Raw genomic sequence first — 22,500 nt, 5'->3', positions numbered from 1 at the left:
TCCCATATGGCAGAAGTATCCATAGAAAAACTTGCCACTGATATAGGTACGACCGTTGACCGTTTGGTTCAGCAATTTAAAAGTGCCGGTATTGTCAAAGCAGCCGGCAATGATGTAACTGAAGACGAAAAGCGTGTTTTATTAGACTTTTTGAGTAAACAACACGGTGGAACAGGTTCAGAAGCGCCAAAACGCATGACGTTGCAGCGCAAGACAACCAGCACTTTGAGTGTAGGTAAGTCTAAAGCTGTGACTGTTGAAGTGCGCAAGAAACGCACTTATGTGAAACGTTCTGATGTTGAAGAAGCTAAAATGGCTGAAGAAGAAGCTAAACGGTTAGCCGAAGAACAACAAGCTAAACTAGAAGCTGAAAAGCAAGCCGCTGAAAAAGCTAAAGCCGCCGCTGAAGAAAAAGCTAAAGCCGCAGCTGAAGCAAAGGCTAAAGCAGATGCAGAACGAGCCGCTCGAGCTGAAAAAGCAAAAGAAGCCCGCGCTGCTGAAGAGTCGGCATTAAGCCCAGAAGAAAAAGCAGAGCAAGAGGCTACTCGTGCTGAAGCTGAAAAACTTCGTAAGGTTCAAGAAGAAGAAATTCAACGCAAGCTTGAAGAAGATGCGAAGAAAGCCGCTGAAGAAGCTAAAAAATTAGCTGAAGAAAATTCACGTCGCTGGAAAGAAGAAGAAGAGCGTCGTAAGAAAGAAGAAAAAGAAGAAGTTCACGTTCATTCAAACCGCTACGCCCAAGAAGCGGAAGATGCGGATGATATTAAAACGGAACTTGGTGGACGTAGACGTAAAAAATCAAAAAGAAATGCTGGTTCAGATTTGAAGCATGCATTTAATAAACCTGCTCAGCCTGTCGAGCGTGTAGTGCGTTTAGGTGAAACCATCACAGTAAGTGAGTTGGGTAGCAAATTAGCGATAAAAGCCACCGAAGTGATTAAAACCCTCATGAAAATGGGTGAAATGGTGACAATCAACCACGTACTTGATCAAGAAACTGCGGTATTAGTAGTGGAAGAGATGGGTCATAAATATGAACTGGTTAACGACAACGCACTTGAAGATGAGTTGATCGCCGATGCAACAGGTGGCAAAAAAGCCTCTCGCGCTCCAGTTGTGACTATTATGGGTCACGTTGACCATGGTAAAACCTCATTGCTTGATTACATTCGTCGTGCAAAAGTGGCTGACGGTGAAGCCGGCGGTATTACTCAGCATATTGGTGCATATAGTGTAGAGACTGATAGTGGTCGTATAGCATTTTTAGATACGCCAGGTCACGCCGCGTTTACCGCAATGCGTGCTCGTGGTGCGGTTGCTACTGATATTGTTATTTTGGTTGTTGCTGCCGATGATGGTGTAATGCCGCAAACAAAAGAAGCGGTACAACACGCAAAGGCCGCAGGTGTACCTTTGATTGTTGCGGTTAACAAAATTGATAAAGAAGCAGCAGACCTTGACAGAGTGAAAACTGAATTATCGCAGCTTGAAGTTATTTCTGAAGAGTGGGGCGGTGAACATCAATTTGTTAACGTTTCTGCTAAAACCGGTCAAGGTGTGGATGAGTTATTAGAAGCAATAAGCTTACAAGCCGAAGTTTTAGACTTACAAGCGGTACCAAGCGGACCTGCAAAAGGTATTGTTATAGAATCGCGTCTTGATAAAGGTCGTGGTCCTGTTGCATCTGTGCTTATCCAAGAAGGTGAGCTTAGAGCCGGTGATATAATGTTGTGTGGTGAAGAATACGGACGTATTCGTGCTATGCGAGATGAAAACGGTAAGGATGTAAAAGTAGCTGGACCTTCAACGCCGGTAGAAATATTAGGTTTGTCAGGTGTACCTATTGCTGGTGAAACTGCGATTGTAGTGCAAGATGAGCGTAAAGCCCGTGAAGTAGCTACAAAACGTCATACCAAACAACGTGAATTAAAATTAGCTAGACAACAAAAAGCTAAGCTTGAAAACATGTTTGCCAACATGGAAGCGGGCGATGTTAGTGAACTAAATGTAGTACTTAAAGCTGATGTGCAAGGTTCTGTTCAAGCGATATCTGAATCATTGACTAAGTTGTCAACTGATGAAGTTAAAGTGAATATTGTTGGTAGTGGAGTAGGTGGTATTACCGAAACAGATGCTAGTTTAGCGGCGGCTTCAGGTGCAATAGTGGTTGGTTTTAATGTTCGTGCTGATGCTTCAGCCCGCAAAGTAATCGACACCGAAGAGATTGATTTACGTTATTACAGCATTATTTATCAATTGATTGATGAAGTGAAACAAGCCATGAGTGGTATGTTAGCACCGGAATTCAAACAAGAGATTATCGGTTTAGCTGAAGTACGTGATGTGTTCAAATCGCCTAAAATCGGTGCGATTGCTGGTTGTATGGTCACAGAAGGTACGGTTAAACGTAGCAGTCCTATCCGCGTATTACGTGATAACGTAGTGATTTACGAAGGTGAGCTTGAATCGCTTAGACGCTTCAAAGACGATGTACAAGAAGTTCGTAATGGGGTGGAATGTGGTATCGGCGTGAAGAATTACAATGATGTTAAAGCAGGCGACCAAATCGAAGTATTTGAAACTGTTGAAGTTAAGCGCGAGCTGTAACCTTTATCGCTTTAATAGGTTTTAATTATAGTTGAATAAACGGGGGCTTCGGCCTCCGTTTTGTTTGCAAAAGACACACGAGTGTTGGGAGAAGCAACAAATGGCAAGAGAATTTTCTAGGACTGACCGAGTTGGCCAGCAAATCCATAAAGAAATCGCCAGTATCTTACAAAATGAATTCAAGAACCGAGATCCTCGGCTTGGTATGGTGACCGTAGCGGGTGTTGAAGTTTCTCGAGATTTGGCACACGCGAAAATTTATGTGACCTTTTTTGAAAATGACGAAGAGCAAGTTAAGAACTATTTAACCATTCTTGAAGATAACAAAGGCTTTATCCGTTCTTTGTTGGCAAGCCGTATGCGAATGCGAGCAGTACCAGCTGTAAAATTTGTTCGTGATGGCTCCTTGGCTGAAGGTATACGTATTGCCAACTTAGTGAGTGAAACCTTAAGTAAGGACGCTGAACGCGCCAAACTTGCAGGTCGCTCTTTAGATGAGCAAGAATCTGATGAAGGTGAGCAAAAGTAGTTGTTATGGGTAGAAAAAGAAAAGGTCGTGCCATTAACGGCATATTATTGCTAAATAAAGGCTTAGGCCTGTCATCTAACCATGCATTGCAACAAGTTAAACGTATGTTTAACGCTGCGAAAGCTGGGCATACCGGTGCATTAGATCCTCTGGCGACGGGCATGTTACCTATCTGTTTAGGTGAAGCAACCAAGTTCTCACAGTTTTTATTGGACACAGATAAAACTTATCAAGTTACAGCTAAGTTAGGTGTACGTACCACAACGTCCGATGCTGACGGTGAGGTGGTTGAAACTCATCCGGTTAATGTTTCGCAATTGCAGCTAATTGCAGCTTGTGAGCAATTTAAAGGGCCTATTAAGCAGGTTCCTTCAATGTTTTCGGCGTTAAAACATCAAGGTAAACCTCTGTATTTTTATGCCCGACAAGGTATTGAGATACCCAGAGAAGCCAGAGATATCACCATATTTAGTTTATCTATCGACAGATTTGAAGAAGATGAAGTGGATATGACAGTGCATAGCAGTAAAGGTACTTATATTCGTTCATTGGTTGATGATCTTGGTCAGGTGCTGGGCTGCGGAGCATATGTAAGTAAATTGCATCGAACTCAAGTGACCGACTATCCAGTTGAAAAGATGATAACCATGGAATCACTGCAAGCTCTGAGAAATGAGATTGACAATGAAACAGCAGATTTATTGGATGACGAAACGTTTTCTGTAATGGATCAACTATTGATGCCTATGGATTCGGCAGTTAAAACCTTAGACTCGGTAGAAATAGATCAAATTGCAGAAAGTTTCTTTAGAAATGGTAACCCAGTCAATTATATCGGCTCTGCTGAATACCCAGAAGATTCGTTAATTCGGGTATATAGCAAAGACAGTGGTTTGTTTTTAGGTGTAGGTTTTATCGATACTGACGCTAAAATTGCGCCCAAACGTTCGGTTGTGTATAGCTAATTATATAGATTTTGTATCAGGGCGATATTTGTTGACATAAAACTTGTTATTAAGTTTAGCGTCGCTATAATACGCGCTCTTTTTGACTCGCTGAATTAGTGATTGGCGGGTTGTATCTTTAAACTCTTATTTATTGGAGAATATTATGTCACTAAGTACTAATGAAACAGCAGCAATCATTGCTGAATATGCGGTTAAAGAAGGCGATACAGGTTCACCTGAAGTTCAAGTTGCTTTATTAACAAATAACATCAACAAATTACAAGGTCACTTTGCGGATCATAAGAAAGATCACCACTCACGTCGTGGACTTCTTCGCATGGTTAGCCAACGTCGTAAGTTGCTTGATTACCTTAAAGGTAAAAACACTGAGCGTTATCAAGATCTAATTAAACGTTTAGGCCTACGTCGTTAATCGATATTTGCTTTGAAAAAAGACGCGAAAGCGTCTTTTTTTATGTCTGAAGGAAAGTGCTCGGCTAAGTATTTTTGTAATGATTTTTGAGACTACACTAAGCTCTTTGATACGCTAGACATCTATTTTTTAATAGATGTCTCAGAGCGAAGAACGTTCATATGACCAACTAGCATTGCTGATGGCCTATACAGGTAAAGCAGACTGTGATACTCCCCGCCATTTCCCCCTCATTCTCCGTCATTCCTGCGAACGCAGGAACCCCCAAAATCCATCTGCCCCCCCCCTAAAGAACCTTGTTTTTATCATCTTAAAAAATTAGTGAGAATATAACTTTGTGCGATTTTTTTATAATTTCTAAATTTAGATTACGGTAACTATTAGTAGGTTCCCGCTTTCGCGGGAATGACGTGTAATAGCTTGTATATCGTCACCGTCTGCAATTAGCTTTAACCGCTAAGTCACCCGGCCAGTGATGTCTGTCGGTTATTGGCACACGCATATAATCTGCGAAGAGGATGTCTTTATGATGTTTTATAAGGTGTTGATTTAATATTACTAAATTGTACCAATAAGAGTCTCTGTAATTGATACCAAAAAAAGCGGGTCATTTAGCTATACACAGTGCCAAAAGAATCAATCTTAGAGAGTTTAACTTTGTGCATTTCTCCTTTATTGCTGCGCGTCTGTTTAATATTCGCGGTGGTGCTGAGCCCTTTTCTTGCTCTTGTGTCAGCGAGAAATCGCTCTTCAAACGGAAGCCCTAATTTGCCACGCCGGTTCATTTCAGCTGTGTTCATGCCTATTTCAGCTGCAATACCATCATCGGCAAAACTGCCATTCCAATTTGCATTGATAACCATTTTTCTCATTCGCTTATAATGAATAGTCGCAGAACCCCCTGTAACAAAACGATATTCCACATAAGTTGCCTCGGTATTGTTAATTCCTGTTTTATGACCCGTATCAAAACCACACACTTGACCAGTAAATTTAATTCGCTGAGCAATGTCGTCCATTTCATTTTTCCAGTCCATCAATGCCTTAGCTCTATCTTGCGTGCCATAGCGACGTGCTCGATAGCATGTACCAAAAAGGCAGACTCCAGTTTTTAAGCTATCTCCAAAAAAACGAGTAAATTCGGCACTGCGAGTAGCTTGTTTTGGCATAACATGAAAGCCATACAAACCACCGATTGTTGCTAAGGCAAGCGCCATACAATCGCCAAGATTAGGAAACCCAACTTTCATTGTATTGAACCCTATTTGATGCTCATTAAGTAAAAGCGACATAACAGTTTCTCCTTAAGATCTAACGTAATCAAAATTTCGTCTGATGAAAATTAGTCTGGTACTTTTGTTTCTAATCTATACATTTCAATCAGTTTTTAAATCAACTTAAATGCAACCAGGTTGCCTGATTCAATACTTATTACTTGAAATCTGCGTATAAGGTATAAGCATATTCTCGTTAATACGCAAAGATTTGATTCGGATTAGAACTTAAACCTGTGATTGAAGGGGCCAGATCACTTTGATTTTTTTCAGTTGGCGTTTTCACCAACCTATAGTGGTTGAGGTGTTCCGTTGTTGTCATTGGTTTCGGCAGAAGGTATCAGTGTCACCATTAAAGAATGCTCTACGTTTACCGCGCTTCATGACAGGTTTCTTATAGCACAACTAATTGCATGGACACATTTGATAATTCATGGTGTAACCATTAAAAACCTTGATCGGTTTTTAACTTTTGTAGGCCGTCATTGCTTTCCCAGCATCTTTTACAAAATTAACAAGGGTGTCTTGATAATTAACTGCTTAACTGAAAAAGATAACTATCTGTCACTACAGTTCTACAGATTTACGTGAGTTCTGACAGGCGGTTTTGAGCGAATTGTGGAAGTTGAAAGTTTAACCACATAATGAGCTTCTCCAAGCTTATTGCCGACTGTAGAGTTCAAATTTTAGATGTAAACCATGAGGCTAAATTTATCGGTCGCCGCATGACAAATCAAAGTTCGCTTTAAAATTACTGACTAGCACTAACTACGGATTTTATAACTATCCTACTGATTACAAGTAAGTGGCTAGGTGGTGTGAATGCGAGGGATTGTTCTCCGTAGCGGCGTTCAGGTAATGAGTTAAAATAATTAGCACCTCTGCGTTTTTATTGTAAAACTAATTCAAATTAATATTGGTTGAGATTAGATTGATAATTCAACTGGTTGAGAGTGTTTGTGTGTCCGATTATTTTACAGTTTTGCATCATTAAAAACTGCTTAAATTATCAACACTTTGAAGTTGTTAGGTATTTTCATATTGGTATGTTTTTTGTATTAATTTAAAAAGAAAAGATTAATAAATTGCTATTTCAACGACTAACTTAAATTAACAATTTAAAGAGACTTTAAAGGAATTATATGAAACCTAAATTTTTAAAAGCAGTATTAATATGGGCAGTGCTATCTATAAGTAGTTTCGCTAATGCTAGTATCATTAGCGGAAATCATCATACAGACGCTGGTATAAATGTTGATCTTCAGGGGTTGGAATGGTTGTCATGGGATGAAACTTTTAATATTAGTCGGGCTTCTATAGAATTAGGGTATGGTGGTTACTTGGACAACGGTTGGCGATATGCAACAGGTGCTGAGTTCGGAATTTTGTTAAGTTCGATCTCCCCACAAGACGGCTACGGAGCGTTTAATAACGACGCCACACAATGGTTATGGAAAACATTCGATGCACCAAACTTCGCTACGCTAAATGGCGGTAAGAATACTAGTCGTTTAGGTGAACTATTTGTCGGCGAAGATGGCGAGTGCACGTCCGATTTGAGTATGTCCTGTCGCGGCCACGTACGTGCATACACTAACGGCAGTGGTTGGTTGTATGACACATATGGCCGCACCGGTAATTTCATACACACCATGAATAAGACTTATACTGGATGGTATGCCCAGAATGGATTAGCTAGCGTCCTTGTGCGTGCCAATCCAGTGCCCGCACCAACCACACTTGCTATTTTTGCATTAGGATTGATTGGTTTAGCATCACGTCGATTTAAGAAGCAATCTTGATTCTACTGATTCTTTATCAAAATTAATTATCGACGACGGTATGCCTGAATAAACCCATTTAAGCCAATGTTGTCGATAATCATCAAGAAGCATCTTCCAATTTGGTAGGTGCTTTTTTTGCTCATAAAGCTGCGATAGTCGACGAATGTGATTTTTAAATGTTCGATTTGATACGGTTATTTTTTCTTGTCCAATTTGATACCCTAAAAAATCAAATCCATTAGTAATTCTACCAATAGTTGTTTTATCGGGGTGTTGCTTTAACTGTAATTTTTCAAAATGTTGATTGACGATTTTAATTGCTTTACGTAACTTCCAGCGCGAAGATGATAATACGATGATGTCATCCATGTAACGTCTATAGAAAACATGTTTACTTTCCATTTCTTTGTCTAACTCATAAAGGTAAAAACTTGATATCAAAGGGCTTAGCGGGCAACCAGATGAAATGCCTTTTTTATATCCTTAAGCAACCCACCTGATTCAACACTGCGTTTTACGTATTGTGATAGTAAGTTCATCACCATTTTATCTTTGATGTAAACCGATAATTTATCTAATAATATTTCATGGTTTATCGATTCGTAATACGATTTAACATCGGTTCGAAATACAAACGTATTACCTCCAAAATTACGTTGTATCTCTGTAACTGTATGTTTGCTACCACCATGCCCTTTTAAGTGTGTACACAGCTTAGAACAAGGTAAATAACGCTGTAACACCAGTGATAACAACTTCAACACCACACTATCAATTGATGTCCATAAGTGAATGATTTCACCTGTTGATTTAGTGACCTTTTGTAAAGGTCGAAAATAGAATTGATTTGATAGTAATTCATCAATGAGTTGTGGTTTAACTTTATTCCAATGAAAACGTACATCCCACACATCACTGTTAACAGGAAAGTGTTTTCGTTGTTTACATAGCCATAGGTAGGCTTCTTCTATTAGGTTAGAATCAACAAGTTCACTTATCATTTTATGGGTCTGCTGTTGTAAAGTTTTTTGTCTCATACATATGTATGATGATTAAATCTCAGCACTAAACCAGCACTGTAGGATTATCTATCGTTGGTTAAACCAGATATGTGTACGATTCTGTTTAATGCTGAGCAATGATTCGCACTACTTGAACCTAATTTTTAATTTACTCAAAAGACGTTCCTATCAATTGGCAGCTAAGGTGGCAATCGATATCGTCAAAGCTAGAATTTTTTAAGCCTAGGCTATGTCGGCATTTGGCACATTTGAGTAGTTCGGTTTTGGGCGATCCAATGTCATTAACTTAAGGAATTAAGATATTTATCAAGCCACCCATATAAGTATTTTGAATCTACGTCTAATCAACAAGCATAAAATGTTGAATGTCTAGATTGTTGTTAATTTGATTATGATCACTAATTAACATTTTAATACTGACTATACTGACACTGTTGAGATAGAAGCCGAGTTTGTTTAATGAGGCATGTAATGTTATTGCAAAAGCATACTTTGCATTTTGGGAGAGAGTAATATGCGTACACATAATATTTTATGGCCTACAGATTTTTCTGATACTGCGTCACATGCTTTACAATATGCCATTGAAATGGCTAATTTATATCAAGTGGGTATTCGTATTTTACATGTTGTAAGTCAGCCTGTTGGTGATGATAATTATATGATTCTTGCGATAACTCCCGAAGAGTTAGCTAAGAATATGGAAGACGCTGCGGCGAGTAAAATGCACGAGTTATTAGGTCAGTTGAATACTAATTTAAAGATTGAAACGGTTATTCGACGCGGTGATGCCATTAAAGAGATTTTGGCTGAAACCAACAGCGGCGATATTGGTATGGTTGTTATTGCCAGTCATGGAAGAACCGGGTTGTCTCATTTTTTGCATGATAGTGTTGCCGAAGCGATTGCCAATAAAGCTGATTGCCCAGTGTTAGTGGTCAAATAAAGTGGAGGTTAATTAAGCCACTCTCGTTTAAAAGATCTAAGAGGGAGAGCACTTTGATTATGTTTTCAGTGGGCAATATCACCAACGTATCGCGCAGCCTTTAGTGGTTGAGGTATTCAACTGTTGCTATTGGCGACCTTTAATTCGAATATAAATCAAAAGACAAAGATTCTGCTACGCCGATATTTATTCTTTAGCGGTTCCACGACTGCTTTCCGCCTGTAAGTTTCAGTACAATAAATTCATGAAAGAATTGACTGTTTTTAGCGCAAAAAAAAGCGAACATTTAAGTTCGCTATTTTTAAAAATGATAATTAACTATTTATCAATTTTACTATAAGGGCGCTGCGCTTCACCCGTATATAGCTGACGAGGACGGCCAATTTTTTGTCCTGGTTGGCTCAACATTTCATGCCAGTGTGATACCCATCCAACAGTACGTGCCAAGGCGAAAATACAGGTAAACATATTGGTAGGAATACCAATCGCTTTTAGGATGATCCCTGAGTAAAAATCTACATTCGGGAATAGTTTTTTCTCGGCGAAGTACGGGTCACTTAATGCAATACGTTCAAGTTCCATTGCTACGTTAAGTAATGGATCATCAATGTTAAGTTCTTCTAACACTTCGTGACAGCTTTCACGCATAACAGTGGCACGAGGATCAAAGTTTTTGTAAACCCTATGACCAAAGCCCATTAAGCGGAAAGGGTCATTTTTATCTTTTGCTCTAGCGATAAACTCAGGTATACGGTCAACAGAGCCTATTTCTTGAAGCATATTTAAACAGGCTTCATTGGCTCCGCCGTGAGCAGGACCCCATAAAGACGCCACACCAGCAGCGATACAAGCGTATGGGTTGGCACCAGAAGAACCGGCCAAACGTACTGTAGAAGTAGAAGCGTTTTGTTCGTGGTCAGCGTGCAAAATAAAGATTCGATCTACTGCTTTTGCAACAGCTGGACTAATTTTGTAATCTTCTGCAGGAACAGAAAACATCATATTCAGGAAGTTCTCTGCATAGCTTAATTTATTGCTAGGATAAACAAATGGCTGCCCGATGTTGTATTTATAACACATGGCAACCAATGTAGGCATTTTTGCTACTAAGCGGTATGCGCTACGTAAACGTTGCTCTGGGTCATTGATGTTTAAATCGTCATGGTAAAACGATGCCATCGCACCTACCGTACCGCATAACATTGCCATTGGATGGGCATCGCGTCTAAATCCACGGAAGAAGTTGTTGACTTGATCATGAACTAAGGTGTGACGAGTAATCGTATCTTTGAACTCTCTATATTCTTCAGTATTCGGTGTTTTATCATGCAACAGCATATAAACCACTTCAATATAATCTGCGTCGCGGGCTAGTTCTTCAATGGAATAACCTCTGTGTAGAAGAATGCCTTTAGCGCCATCAATGTACGTAATCGATGATTCACATGAGCCAGTTGCCATAAACCCGGGGTCATAGGTAAAGTACCCATTAGCGCCTAGAGACCTTATGTCTATTACATCGTGGCCCGCAGTTCCTGACAAAATCGGCAGTTCGATTTCTTTGTCACCCGCTTTTAAAATGGCTTTATTGTCTGCCATACACTGTTCTCCTCAGAATCGTTTTGTGTTCGATAAACAGCATATTTTGCTATTTACTAGGGGGGAAATTGCCGCTATTTGAACTTATAATGACTTACAAAGTCAATTTTTATGCGTTTCCGCTTATTAAATATTCACTTCTTTGGTCACTCCAAGCAAATAAAATTTTAGCATAGCTTGGTTAAGTTTCGTATTAGGCTGGTATTCTAATTCGGTGCTACCAATTTTATCCACTTCTTATTACTTATAAACCTTTAATAAAGAACAATAATTGTATTTATTTGAATGGCTGGATATACTTCTGTGGCTTACAGCGCTTCATATTGAAAAGAATATTTCTAGTTTACTTTTCTTTAACAAAGCGATAACAATCTCATGGAAGAGAAATAGAGTTATAGCAAAAAATTTACACGCAAATGTTATTAGCCTAAATGTTTAAACCACCTACGGGTAAAAAGAGCGATAAACGTGAAAAAACAAAGACCAGTTAATTTACAACTCAATACTATTAGTTTTCCTCCTGCAGCTATTACTTCCATTCTCCATCGTATTACAGGCGTCGCAATGTTTTTTGCTCTGATGTTTGTGATCTGGGCTTGGGCTACGTCTGTATCTTCTTTAGAAGGGTTTGAATTTGTTCAAGAACAAATGGCAGGCCCTTTAGGTAAGTTTGTTGCGATAGGCACCATATCTGCTTTGATTTATCACGTATTAGGTGGTGTCAGGCATATGATTATGGATATGGGACACTGGGAAGAGCTTCAGTCAGGAGACCTCAGTGCAAAAGTTATTATTGCAGCATGGATTATCTTAACCATCGTAGTAGGAGTTGTCTTATGGTAACCGGTCAAGCAAGTTTAAAACGAAATGGCATACAAGACTTTGTAACCATTCGCGCTACAGCAATCATTATGACTGCATTCTCATTGTTTATGGGGTGGTTTTTCATTTGTACCCCAGAAGTGACTTACGCAATTTGGATTGAATTGTTCTCTGGATTGGCGATGAAAGTCTTCACTTTTATGACATTGGTTTCAATTATGTTTCACGTGCGTATTGGCATGTGGCAAGTCTTAACTGACTATGTAAAAGCACCAGGTTTGCGTGCGTTTGTTCAATTTATCCTTAACCTAATTGCATTCGTTTATGTAGTCGTTGGTTTATTTGTTTTGTGGGGTGTGTAAATGAGTATTCCTGTTCATGAGTATGATGCAGTAGTAATTGGTGCTGGTGGCGCGGGTATGCGCGCAGCATTGCAGATTTCAGAGTCAGGTAAATCTTGTGCTTTGTTGTCAAAAGTATTTCCTACTCGTTCACATACGGTGTCAGCTCAAGGTGGTATTACTGTTGCTTTAGGTAATGCCCATGACGATAACTGGGAATGGCATATGTACGATACGGTGAAAGGCTCTGATTACATCGGAGACCAAGATGCTATCGAATACATGTGTAATACCGGTCCAGAAGCCATTATTGAAATGGAAAATATGGGTTTACCTTTTTCACGTTTTGAAAACGGAAAAATTTATCAACGACCTTTTGGTGGTCAATCACAAAATTTTGGTGGTGAACAAGGTGCACGTACTGCTGCAGCCGCAGATAGAACAGGTCACGCTTTATTGCATTTGCTTTATCAACAAAATGTTAAAAATAAAACCAAAGTATTCAGTGAGTGGTATGCACTTGACTTAGTTAAAAACCAAGATGGTGACGTAGTAGGTTGTACTGCTATTGATATCGAATCTGGAGAAGTGGTTTACTTCAAGTCTAAAGCGGTTGTTTTAGCAACAGGTGGTGCAGGGCGTATCTATGCTTCTACTACTAATGCTCATATTAATACGGGTGACGGGCTAGGTATGGCGCTTCGCGCTGGTGTGCCTATGCAAGATATGGAAATGTGGCAGTTCCACCCCACAGGTATAGCCGGTGCTGGTACCTTAGTTACCGAAGGTTGTCGTGGTGAAGGTGGCTATTTATTAAATAAAGACGGCGAACGGTTTATGGAGCGTTATGCGCCAAATGCTAAAGATTTAGCAGGTCGTGATGTTGTAGCCCGTTCAATGATGACAGAGATTCGTGAAGGTCGTGGCTTTGATGGTCCTTTAGGTCCGCACTGTAAATTAAAACTCGACCATTTAGGTAAAGAAGTACTTGAGTCACGTTTACCCGGTATCTTAGAGTTATCTCGAACTTTCGCTCATGTTGATCCTGTAAAAGAACCTATTCCAGTCATCCCAACTTGTCACTATATGATGGGTGGGGTTCCAACTAATGTTGATGGACAGGCCCTTAGTATTGACGCAAACGGCAATGCTTCACCCATAAAAGGTTTGTTTGCTTGCGGTGAAATTGCTTGTGTATCTGTACATGGCGCTAACCGCTTAGGTGGTAATTCGTTGTTAGATTTGGTGGTTTTTGGTCGTGCAACTGGATTACATCTTGGTCAAGCTATTGATGGTATCGATGCGCGTGGCGCGTCAAGTGATGATGTAGATGCCGCGTTGGTTCGTTTTAATCGTTGGGAAAATTCGACACCAGGTAAAGGCGAAGACCCTGTACAAATTAAGAAAGACTTACAACAGTGTATGCAACTAAACTTCTCGGTGTTCCGTGAAGGTGATGCAATGGCAACCGGTCTGAAAGAATTAGGTGACATTCGTGAAAGATTGGAAAATGCTCGTCTAGACGATAAAAGTAACGATTTCAATACTATGCGTATTGAATGTCTAGAGTTAGATAACTTGATGGAAACTGCGTATACAACAGCTGCTGCAGCTAATTTCAGAACCGAGAGCCGAGGCGCTCATAGCCGATTCGATTTCCCAGATAGAGATGATAACAATTGGTTATGCCATTCTGTTTATTTACCAGAAACCAAATCAATGATAAAACGTGAGGTGAATATGACACCTAAATTGCGTGAAGCCTTTCCGCCTAAAGCAAGAACGTACTAGGAGTAACGACCATGCAATTAAATTTCTCAGTTTACCGTTACAACCCAGATGTTGATGACGCTCCTCGTATGCAAGACTATCAATTGGAGGTCGAAGAAGGCCAAGACATGATGGTTTTAGACGCATTGATAGCTCTGAAAGAAAAAGATCCAACTTTGTCATTCCGTCGTTCATGCCGTGAAGGTGTGTGCGGTTCAGACGGTGTTAACATGAATGGTAAAAACGGCTTGGCTTGTATTACACCACTTTCGGCACTAAAAGGTTCTAAAATAGTAGTTCGCCCACTACCTGGACTGCCAGTAGTGCGTGATTTAGTGACGGACATGACTCAGTTTTATACACAGTACGAAAAGATCAAACCGTTTCTTATTAACGATGACAACCATGCTCCTGCTCGTGAATTTTTACAGTCACCAGAAGAAAGAGAGAAACTCGACGGTTTATACGAATGTATTTTATGTGCCTGTTGTTCAACCTCTTGCCCGTCATTCTGGTGGAACCCCGACAAGTTTATTGGTCCAGCAGGTTTGTTGCATGCTTATCGCTTTTTGGCAGACAGCCGCGATACAGCAACAGACGAGCGTTTAGGTGACTTAGATGATGCCTTTAGTGTGTTTAGATGCCACGGCATTATGAACTGTGTCAGCGTTTGTCCTAAGGGATTAAACCCTACCAAAGCGATTGGCCATATAAAATCTATGCTGTTAAAAAGAGCAGTATAGAATTTACAACGAATAAAATACCGTGTGCCTGTGCACACATAATTGCAAGTCTGATTAAAGCAAGGGACGACAATGCAACAAAGCGTGATGAAAGCATGGTGGGATTCTTCTCACATGGCTGGTGGCAACGCTACTTATATAGAAGAAATGTATGAAGCGTATCTTGATGATGCGCAAAACGTATCTGAAGAATGGCGAGGTTTTTTCGAAAACCTACCTAAACTTGATGGCGTAGAAGTTGAAAGCAAGCACAGTCTGGTTCGAGATCAATTTCGAACCTTGGCGGCGCTTGGTCCTGCTGCTCGAGCTGGTTCTGGTGCTACTCAATCCAATATAAGCGGTGGTGACGAAAAACAAGTTAAAGTATTGCAGTTGATTAATGCCTTTCGATTTAGAGGTCATCAACATGCCAATCTTGATCCCCTAGAGTTGTGGAAACAACCTAGAGTTAGAGATTTAGAACTCTCTCACCATAACCTATCCGAAAAAGATTTCGACACTACTTATAATGTGGGTTCTTATGCCATTGGCAAAGAAACCATGCCTTTAGGTGAGTTGTTTGCGTCACTTAATCGTACCTATTGTGGTTCTATCGGTACTGAGTACATGCACATTACCGACACTGAACAAAAGCGTTGGGTGCAGCACCGTATCGAGTCTGTTCAAGCCAAGCCTGAAATTTCTCGGGAAGAAAAAGTCAGTATCCTTAAAGGTTTAGTGGCAGCTGATGGTATGGAAAAATACCTCGGTTCTAAATTCCCAGGCGCAAAACGCTTTTCTCTTGAAGGTGGTGACGCATTAGTTCCCATGTTGAAAGGGTTAATTAGTCATGCTGGTAGCAAAGGGACTAAAGAAGTTGTTATTGGTATGGCGCACCGCGGAAGAATTAATACCTTAGTAAATGTACTAGGCAAAAATCCTTCGGTTTTGTTTGACGAGTTTTCTGGTAAACATGATGATTCTCTTGGCGCCGGTGACGTAAAGTACCATGCTGGTTATTCTTCTGATTTTGCTACCCCAGGCGGTAACTTACATTTAGCGTTAGCTTTTAACCCGTCGCACCTTGAAATAGTTAATCCGGTTGTTATTGGATCTGTTCGCGCACGATTAGACCGACGGGGTTGTACCGATGGTTCAGTAGTACTGCCAATTACTATTCATGGTGATTCCGCCATAGCGGGTCAAGGTGTAGTACAAGAAACCTTTAACATGTCGCAAACTCGTGGTTTCCAAGTGGGTGGCACAGTTCGAATTGTTATTAACAATCAAGTTGGTTTTACTACTTCTAATATCGAAGATACACGTTCTACTCAATATTGTACTGACATCGCTAAGATGGTTCAGGCGCCAATATTCCATGTGAATTCAGACGACCCAGAAGCGGTGTTGTTCGTGACTAAACTTGCGTTGGATTATCGCAATCAGTTTAAACGTGACGTAGTGATCGATTTAGTGTGTTATCGCCGTCATGGACATAACGAAGCGGATGAGCCTAATGCAACTCAGCCTTTGATGTATCAAAAAATCAAAGTGCATCCTGTTCCTCGTAAAATTTATGCAGAACAATTGATCGCTGAAGGCAGTATTGAAGAGCACGAAGTTAACAAACTGGTAAGCGACTATCGCGCTGCACTCGACCATGGAGCCTGCGTGGTAGAAGAATGGCGCCCAATGACTGAACATTCAGTTGATTGGTCGCCCTTCCTTGGACATGACTGGGATGCGCAATATGATAGCGCGATCAGCGTTGAAAAAATTAAAGAGTTAGGTGAGAAGCTTTGTACTTTCCCTGCTGAGCATAAACTACAATCCCGTGTGGCTAAGTTGTATAAAGACCGTGAATCTATGGTCAATGGCGACAAAGCTATGGATTGGGGGATGGCCGAAAATCTGGCTTACGCTGCTATTGTAGACGGCGGCAGTCATATTCGTATGACAGGGCAAGACTCTGGCCGTGGTACTTTCTTCCATCGTCATGCCGTGTTACACAACCAAACAGATGGTTCTGCTTACATGCCTCTTGCTAATTTGCACGCCGACCAAGGCAAGATAGAAATTTATGATTCAGTTTTGTCTGAAGCTGCAGTGCTTGCGTTTGAATTTGGATACGCTACGGCAGAGCCTGGTACTTTAACCATATGGGAAGCCCAATTTGGTGACTTTGCTAATGGTGCACAGGTGGTAATTGATCAGTTCTTGAGTTCAGGTGAAGCCAAGTGGGGGCGTTTGTGTGGATTAACTATGTTGTTACCACATGGTTATGAAGGGCAAGGTCCTGAGCATAGTTCCGCTCGATTAGAACGTTTTCTACAGATGTGTGCAGATCACAACTGGCAAGTATGTGTGCCTTCGACACCCGCACAAGTATTTAATATGTTGCGCCGTCAGGCATTACGTCCGATGCGTAAACCACTGATTGTTATGTCACCTAAGTCTTTGTTACGTCATCCTTTGGCTGTATCTAGCATTGAAGAGTTGGCAGAGGGTGTGTTCCATAATGTTATCGATGAAATTGATGATATTAACCCAAGCAAAGTGAAGCGAGTGGTGATGTGTTCTGGCAAAGTCTATTATGACTTGTTAGAGCAACGTCGTAAAAATGAACAAACTGATATTGCAATTATTCGAATTGAGCAACTTTATCCTTTCCCTCATGGTGAAATCGAAAAAGTAGTAAGTCGATTTAAACACGTTAAAGATTGGGTTTGGTGTCAAGAAGAGCCACAAAACCAAGGGGCTTGGTATTGTAGTCAGCATCATTTTTGGGCTGCGGTGCCAAACTCAGCTACATTAACCTATGCCGGTAGAAAAGCCTCTGCTTCTCCAGCGGTAGGCTATATTTCAGTTCACAACCAACAGCAAAAAGACTTGGTTGATGATGCATTAACAATTAAATAAGGAACCAGTATGACAATAGAAATAAAAGTACCGGTATTGCCTGAATCAGTGGCAGATGCATCAATCGCTACCTGGCATGTAAAGGTTGGCGATAAAGTTAGCCGCGATCAAAATTTAGTAGATATTGAAACAGATAAAGTTGTGTTAGAAGTTGTGGCTCCTGCAGATGGAGTTTTAAGCGAAATTTTGCAAGCTGAAGGCGAGACTGTTCTCGGTGAGCAAACGATCGCTAATTTTGAAGAAGGTGAGGGTGCAAGTTCTGGGGCCGCTGCTCCTGCCCAAGCCAGTGAAGAATCAAGTCAACCATCCGGTAATAAAGGTGAGTCAGTGGAAATTAAGGTACCTGTTCTGCCAGAATCAGTGGCAGATGCAACAATTGCAACTTGGCATGTTAAGCCAGGTGAAGCCATTTCTCGAGATCAGAATTTAGTCGATATTGAGACTGATAAAGTTGTGTTAGAAGTTGTAGCACCTGCAGACGGTTCGCTAAGCGAAATTTTAGCGCCTGAAGGCGAAACTGTAACCGGTGAGCAAGTCATTGCGAATTTTGTTGCAGGTAGTGTTGCCAGTGCGGCACCAGCGCCAGCAGCCGAAGCCGCGTCTGAAGAAAATGATGCTCTTAGCCCGTCAGTGCGCAGATTACTAGCTGAAAAAGGTCTAGATGCTGCAAACATTAAAGGTACCGGTAAAGGTGGTCGCGTAACTAAAGAAGACGTTGAAAAGTCTTTGCAAGCGCCGGCTGCTACAACTGCTGCAGCACCAGAATCTGCGCCAGTAGCTGCTTTAGGTAATCGTACTGAAAAACGCGTGCCTATGACTCGTTTACGTAAAACTATTGCCACTCGTTTGTTAGAAGCTAAAAATAGCACGGCTATGTTGACTACGTTTAACGAAGTCAACATGAAACCTATCATGGACTTGCGTAAACAGTATCAAGAACAATTCGAGAAACGCCACGGTATTCGCCTTGGTTTTATGTCTTTCTATGTAAAAGCTGTGACCGAAGCGCTGAAACGTTTCCCTGAAGTCAATGCTTCTATCGATGGCGACGACATTTGTTATCACAATTATTTTGATATCTCTATCGCTGTTTCCACACCAAGAGGATTGGTGACGCCAGTACTTAAAGACACTGACACTTTAGGAATGGCAGGAATCGAAGGCGGTATTAGAGAGCTAGCGCTTAAAGGTCGTGATGGCAAATTAAGTATGGCTGATATGCAGGGTGGAAACTTCACCATTACTAATGGTGGCGTGTTTGGCTCGTTGATGTCAACTCCTATACTTAACCTGCCTCAAAGTGCCATTTTGGGTATGCACAAAATCCAAGATAGGCCAATGGCAGTAAATGGTAAGGTTGAAATTTTGCCAATGATGTATTTGGCATTGTCTTATGATCACCGCATCATTGATGGCAAAGAGTCAGTAGGCTTTTTGGTTACCATTAAAGAAATGTTAGAAGATCCAACACGTCTGCTTTTAGATGTGTAACTAATTGATACAGGTGAGGTTTTCCTTATCTGTATTGTCGTTGTTACTGTGTTTTGTAATGACATAAAAATAAAGCGGCTTATTAGCGGCTTTTTTCTTAAATTAAACGGGTAGAAAAACCATGAATTTGCATGAATATCAAGGTAAGCAGTTATTCAAAGAATACGGCTTGCCAGTCTCTGAGGGGATCGCAACAGATTCACCAGAAGAAGCCGCAGCAGCAGCTGATAAAATTGGCGGAAGTGAGTGGGTAGTAAAATGCCAAGTTCACGCAGGTGGCCGTGGTAAAGCTGGCGGTGTTAAATTAGTTAAAACAAAGGAAGAAATTAAAGCCTTTGCTGAAAACTGGTTAGGTAAGAACTTAGTCACTTTCCAAACTGATGAACATGGTCAACCTGTTAGCAAGATCTTAGTTGAATCATGTACTGATATCGCAGATGAGCTGTATTTAGGTGCGGTTGTTGACCGTACTTCTCGTCGCATTGTTTTCATGGCGTCTACTGAAGGCGGTGTTGAAATTGAGACCGTTGCAGAAGAAACACCTGAGAAAATCTTAAAAGCTGAGATTGATCCAATTGTTGGTGCACAACCATACCAAGCCCGTGAAATGGCATTTAAATTGGGCCTTAAAGGCGTTCAAATTAAGCAATTCACTCAAATATTCTTAGGTCTAGCAAAAATGTTTGTTGACTTAGATATTGCGCTTATCGAAATCAATCCACTAGTCATTAAAGATGACGGTGACATTCACTGCCTAGACGCTAAAGTAGCGATCGACGGCAACGCTGCGTATCGCCAACCAAAAGTTGCTGCGATGCATGATCCATCACAAGACGACGCCCGTGAAGCTGAAGCAGCTAAATGGGAGCTGAACTATGTTGCACTAGACGGAAACGTTGGCTGCATGGTAAACGGTGCCGGTCTTGCTATGGGTACTATGGACATTGTTAACCTTCACGGTGGCAAGCCAGCTAACTTCCTTGATGTGGGCGGCGGTGCAACTAAAGAACGTGTTGCTGAAGCATTCAAAATCATTCTTTCTGACAGTAACGTAAGTGCCGTGCTAGTTAACATTTTTGGTGGCATTGTACGTTGTGACATGATCGCTGAAGGTATTATCGGTGCGGTTAAAGAAGTGGGTGTTAACGTACCTGTAGTTGTTCGTCTTGAAGGGACTAACGCAGAATTAGGTCGTGAAGTATTAGCTGCTTCAGATCTAGACATCATTGCTGCTAGCAGTCTAACCGACGCCGCTCAGCAAGTTGTTAAAGCAGCGGAGGGCAAATAATGTCTGTATTAATTAATAAGCACACTAAAGTTATCTGTCAGGGTTTCACTGGTGGTCAAGGTACTTTCCATTCTGAGCAAGCGATTGCTTACGGCACACAAATGGTTGGTGGTGTTACTCCTGGTAAGGGCGGTACGACTCACCTAGATCTTCCGGTATTTAACACAGTACGTGAAGCGGTCGAAGCAACAGGTGCTACGGCTACTGTTATTTATGTACCTGCTCCATTCTGCAAAGATTCAATCGTTGAAGCTGCAGACGCTGGTATCGAATTGATTATTTGTATCACTGAAGGTATCCCAACTATCGACATGTTATTCGTAAAAGAATACTTGAACGTTAAAGGCGTTCGCATGATCGGTCCAAACTGCCCAGGTGTTATCACTCCAGGCGAATGTAAAATTGGTATCATGCCAGGTCACATTCATAAACCAGGTAAAGTAGGTATTGTTTCTCGCTCTGGTACTTTGACGTATGAAGCCGTTAAGCAAACCACTGACGAAGGTTTTGGTCAGTCTACTTGTGTAGGTATTGGTGGCGACCCTATCCCGGGTTCTAACTTCATCGATATTTTACAATTGTTCCAAGACGATCCAGAAACAGAAGCAATTGTAATGATTGGTGAAATTGGTGGTTCTGCAGAAGAAGAAGCGGCAGAATTTATCAAAGCTAACGTCACTAAGCCAGTCGTATCTTATATCGCTGGTGTAACTGCTCCTGCTGGTAAGCGTATGGGCCATGCTGGCGCAATCATCGCCGGTGGTAAAGGTACAGCTGATGAGAAGTTCAAAGCACTAGAAGCAGCAGGTGTTAAAACTGTACGCTCTCTAGCGGATATCGGTAAAGGGTTACGTGAGATTACTGGTTGGTAATTTGCGTTAATGCTTAACGATATTAAGAAGTTGGAAACCCGCTGTTAGCGGGTTTTTTTATGCTTCGCAGAAAGTGATGAGGCCGTCATTCCGGTGGCCTTTCTAGACTTCGTCATTCCGGTATGCTTTTGAGCCGGAATCGGATTGTTGTTTATGTGCTGCGCACACGGTGCATGACTTCGTCACTTATTCGCAAAGCTCACCTACATCCATGCAGTTTTTAACTCGAATCCCTTCGAGCTAGTGACTCTTTCTTCAACAGCCAAGAAAGCGTAACCAGAAAGAGGCCGCGCTCTACAAAACTCTTCATCCTATTTTAATTGAAATTTAGTAGGTCGTTTTTCATGTGTTCCCGACACACAAAAACTCAATTGACGTCCTGTCAATTGACCTACAAAATTTACAATAAAATCGGCGAGTTTTCAGACGCGATAAAATCAAAATCATGTGCTTCGAACACCAAGCTTTCACTGCGCTCATAAAGCTAAGTTTACTGTTATTTTTGTTTTATTTTTGACATACCATATATGGTATATATACTTTATAGTATGTGGAAAATATTTGAACATAAACGTTTAGACAAGCAACTTTCTAAGGTGCCGATAGAAATTCAAAAACGTTATGAAAAATGGAAGGATGTGGTTGAGATATCAGGGCCTGCGGGTTTGATGATGATCAAAGGTTTTAAAGACGAAAAACTATCGGGTACTTGGCAAGGGTATAGGTCGTCGTGTTTAAATCAACAATATCGAGTAATTTATTCCATCAACAATAATGAATTGTTTGTCAGTGTTGTTGAGGTAACGCCTCATGACTATCGAAGGAGGTCATAATGAGTGATTTTAAAGCGGCAATAAAACGGTTAGAAATATCAAGCGGTGAATCTGTCAAGATCATGCGTGAGTTGCAAGAGCTCAGTCAAAATGAGTTAGCCAAGTTAACTAATATTCCCCAATCAACCATTTCAGCCATTGAAAATGAACGAATTAATTTGGGTATTGAAAGAGCAAAATCACTAGCCAGAGCATTAAAGTGCCATCCAGCTGTACTTGTATTTCCAGGTTGGGATGTTGAAAGTGAAAATGCTGCATAATTGGAGCGAGGTATAGGCTTCGCTTTTTTAGTTGCTGCACA

At 41.0% G+C, this 22,500-nt stretch carries 20 protein-coding genes; 16 read left to right on the top strand and 4 right to left on the bottom strand.

What is annotated here, in order from left to right:
* Positions 1 to 6 precede the first annotated feature (6 nt).
* From infB to rpsO, 4 genes are all read left to right on the top strand, one after another.
* On the top strand, positions 7 to 2,607 hold the full coding sequence (gene infB, locus KO534_RS00830) for a translation initiation factor IF-2 (protein WP_215926203.1): 2,601 nt from the start codon (positions 7 to 9) through the stop codon (positions 2,605 to 2,607).
* Positions 2,608 to 2,707: 100 nt separating this feature from the next.
* On the top strand, positions 2,708 to 3,136 hold the full coding sequence (gene rbfA, locus KO534_RS00825; protein WP_215926201.1) for a 30S ribosome-binding factor RbfA: 429 nt from the start codon (positions 2,708 to 2,710) through the stop codon (positions 3,134 to 3,136).
* Positions 3,137 to 3,141: 5 nt separating this feature from the next.
* Entirely contained in the window at positions 3,142 to 4,101 is a 960-nt protein-coding gene (gene truB, locus KO534_RS00820; RefSeq protein ID WP_215926199.1) for a tRNA pseudouridine(55) synthase TruB, read from the top strand.
* 145 nt (positions 4,102 to 4,246) lie between these two features.
* On the top strand, positions 4,247 to 4,516 hold the full coding sequence (gene rpsO, locus KO534_RS00815) for a 30S ribosomal protein S15 (RefSeq protein ID WP_215926197.1): 270 nt from the start codon (positions 4,247 to 4,249) through the stop codon (positions 4,514 to 4,516).
* Positions 4,517 to 5,127: 611 nt separating this feature from the next.
* Here rpsO and KO534_RS00810 read toward each other — a convergent pair.
* The gene (locus KO534_RS00810) at positions 5,128 to 5,808 is read right to left on the bottom strand and encodes a hypothetical protein (protein WP_215926195.1); all 681 of its coding nucleotides are present in this window, start codon (positions 5,806 to 5,808) and stop codon (positions 5,128 to 5,130) included.
* A 1,124-nt stretch (positions 5,809 to 6,932) separates the two neighbouring features.
* On the opposite strand from KO534_RS00810, the gene KO534_RS00805 reads away from it, so the two are divergent.
* Positions 6,933 to 7,592, top strand: a complete 660-nt coding sequence (locus KO534_RS00805) for a PEP-CTERM sorting domain-containing protein (protein WP_215926193.1) — start codon at positions 6,933 to 6,935, stop codon at positions 7,590 to 7,592.
* Here the strand turns inward: KO534_RS00805 and KO534_RS23345 are convergent.
* Positions 7,566 to 8,015 (bottom strand): reverse transcriptase domain-containing protein, encoded by a 450-nt coding sequence (locus KO534_RS23345; protein ID WP_252731868.1) that lies wholly within the window; start codon positions 8,013 to 8,015, stop codon positions 7,566 to 7,568. The two genes, KO534_RS00805 and KO534_RS23345, sit on opposite strands and share 27 nt — an antisense overlap.
* A gap of 5 nt (positions 8,016 to 8,020) precedes the next feature.
* Positions 8,021 to 8,575, bottom strand: coding sequence for a hypothetical protein (locus KO534_RS23340; protein ID WP_252731867.1), 555 nt, complete (start codon positions 8,573 to 8,575; stop codon positions 8,021 to 8,023).
* Between the two features lie 535 nt (positions 8,576 to 9,110).
* On the opposite strand from KO534_RS23340, the gene KO534_RS00795 reads away from it, so the two are divergent.
* Positions 9,111 to 9,542 (top strand): universal stress protein, encoded by a 432-nt coding sequence (locus KO534_RS00795; RefSeq protein WP_215926191.1) that lies wholly within the window; start codon positions 9,111 to 9,113, stop codon positions 9,540 to 9,542.
* 318 nt (positions 9,543 to 9,860) lie between these two features.
* Here the strand turns inward: KO534_RS00795 and gltA are convergent, their stop codons facing one another.
* Positions 9,861 to 11,141, bottom strand: a complete 1,281-nt coding sequence (gene gltA, locus KO534_RS00790) for a citrate synthase (RefSeq protein ID WP_215926189.1) — start codon at positions 11,139 to 11,141, stop codon at positions 9,861 to 9,863.
* Positions 11,142 to 11,609: 468 nt separating this feature from the next.
* Here gltA and sdhC point away from each other — a divergent pair, with 468 nt between their 5' ends.
* The 10 genes from sdhC (at position 11,610) to KO534_RS00740 (ending at position 22,459) form a co-directional block, all read left to right on the top strand.
* Entirely contained in the window at positions 11,610 to 11,984 is a 375-nt protein-coding gene (gene sdhC, locus KO534_RS00785; protein WP_215926187.1) for a succinate dehydrogenase, cytochrome b556 subunit, read from the top strand.
* The gene (gene sdhD, locus KO534_RS00780) at positions 11,978 to 12,325 is read left to right on the top strand and encodes a succinate dehydrogenase, hydrophobic membrane anchor protein (protein ID WP_215926185.1); all 348 of its coding nucleotides are present in this window, start codon (positions 11,978 to 11,980) and stop codon (positions 12,323 to 12,325) included. The genes sdhC and sdhD overlap by 7 nt, the downstream gene beginning before the upstream one ends.
* Positions 12,326 to 14,095 (top strand): succinate dehydrogenase flavoprotein subunit, encoded by a 1,770-nt coding sequence (gene sdhA, locus KO534_RS00775; RefSeq protein WP_215926183.1) that lies wholly within the window; start codon positions 12,326 to 12,328, stop codon positions 14,093 to 14,095.
* Between the two features lie 11 nt (positions 14,096 to 14,106).
* On the top strand, positions 14,107 to 14,817 hold the full coding sequence (locus KO534_RS00770) for a succinate dehydrogenase iron-sulfur subunit (protein ID WP_215926181.1): 711 nt from the start codon (positions 14,107 to 14,109) through the stop codon (positions 14,815 to 14,817).
* Between the two features lie 72 nt (positions 14,818 to 14,889).
* Positions 14,890 to 17,715, top strand: coding sequence for a 2-oxoglutarate dehydrogenase E1 component (locus KO534_RS00765; RefSeq protein ID WP_215926180.1), 2,826 nt, complete (start codon positions 14,890 to 14,892; stop codon positions 17,713 to 17,715).
* Positions 17,716 to 17,724: 9 nt separating this feature from the next.
* Entirely contained in the window at positions 17,725 to 19,206 is a 1,482-nt protein-coding gene (odhB, locus tag KO534_RS00760) for a 2-oxoglutarate dehydrogenase complex dihydrolipoyllysine-residue succinyltransferase (protein WP_215926178.1), read from the top strand.
* 121 nt (positions 19,207 to 19,327) lie between these two features.
* Entirely contained in the window at positions 19,328 to 20,494 is a 1,167-nt protein-coding gene (sucC, locus tag KO534_RS00755) for an ADP-forming succinate--CoA ligase subunit beta (RefSeq protein WP_215926176.1), read from the top strand.
* Positions 20,494 to 21,366, top strand: a complete 873-nt coding sequence (sucD, locus tag KO534_RS00750; RefSeq protein ID WP_215926174.1) for a succinate--CoA ligase subunit alpha — start codon at positions 20,494 to 20,496, stop codon at positions 21,364 to 21,366. Before sucC ends, sucD begins: the two co-directional genes overlap by 1 nt.
* A gap of 548 nt (positions 21,367 to 21,914) precedes the next feature.
* Positions 21,915 to 22,199 carry a type II toxin-antitoxin system mRNA interferase toxin, RelE/StbE family gene (locus KO534_RS00745; protein WP_252731866.1) on the top strand — a complete coding sequence of 95 codons (285 nt, stop codon included), beginning with the start codon at positions 21,915 to 21,917 and terminating at the stop codon, positions 22,197 to 22,199.
* Positions 22,199 to 22,459, top strand: a complete 261-nt coding sequence (locus KO534_RS00740; RefSeq protein WP_215926170.1) for a helix-turn-helix domain-containing protein — start codon at positions 22,199 to 22,201, stop codon at positions 22,457 to 22,459. Before KO534_RS00745 ends, KO534_RS00740 begins: the two co-directional genes overlap by 1 nt.
* Positions 22,460 to 22,500 lie beyond the last annotated feature (41 nt).

Origin of the sequence: Paraglaciecola arctica (genome assembly GCF_018861065.1) — a bacterium.
GTDB classification, from domain to species: Bacteria; Pseudomonadota; Gammaproteobacteria; order Enterobacterales; family Alteromonadaceae; genus Paraglaciecola; species Paraglaciecola arctica_B.
The sequence above is the reverse complement of the archived record's forward strand: the minus strand, read 5'-3'. Positions and strand labels throughout refer to the sequence as shown.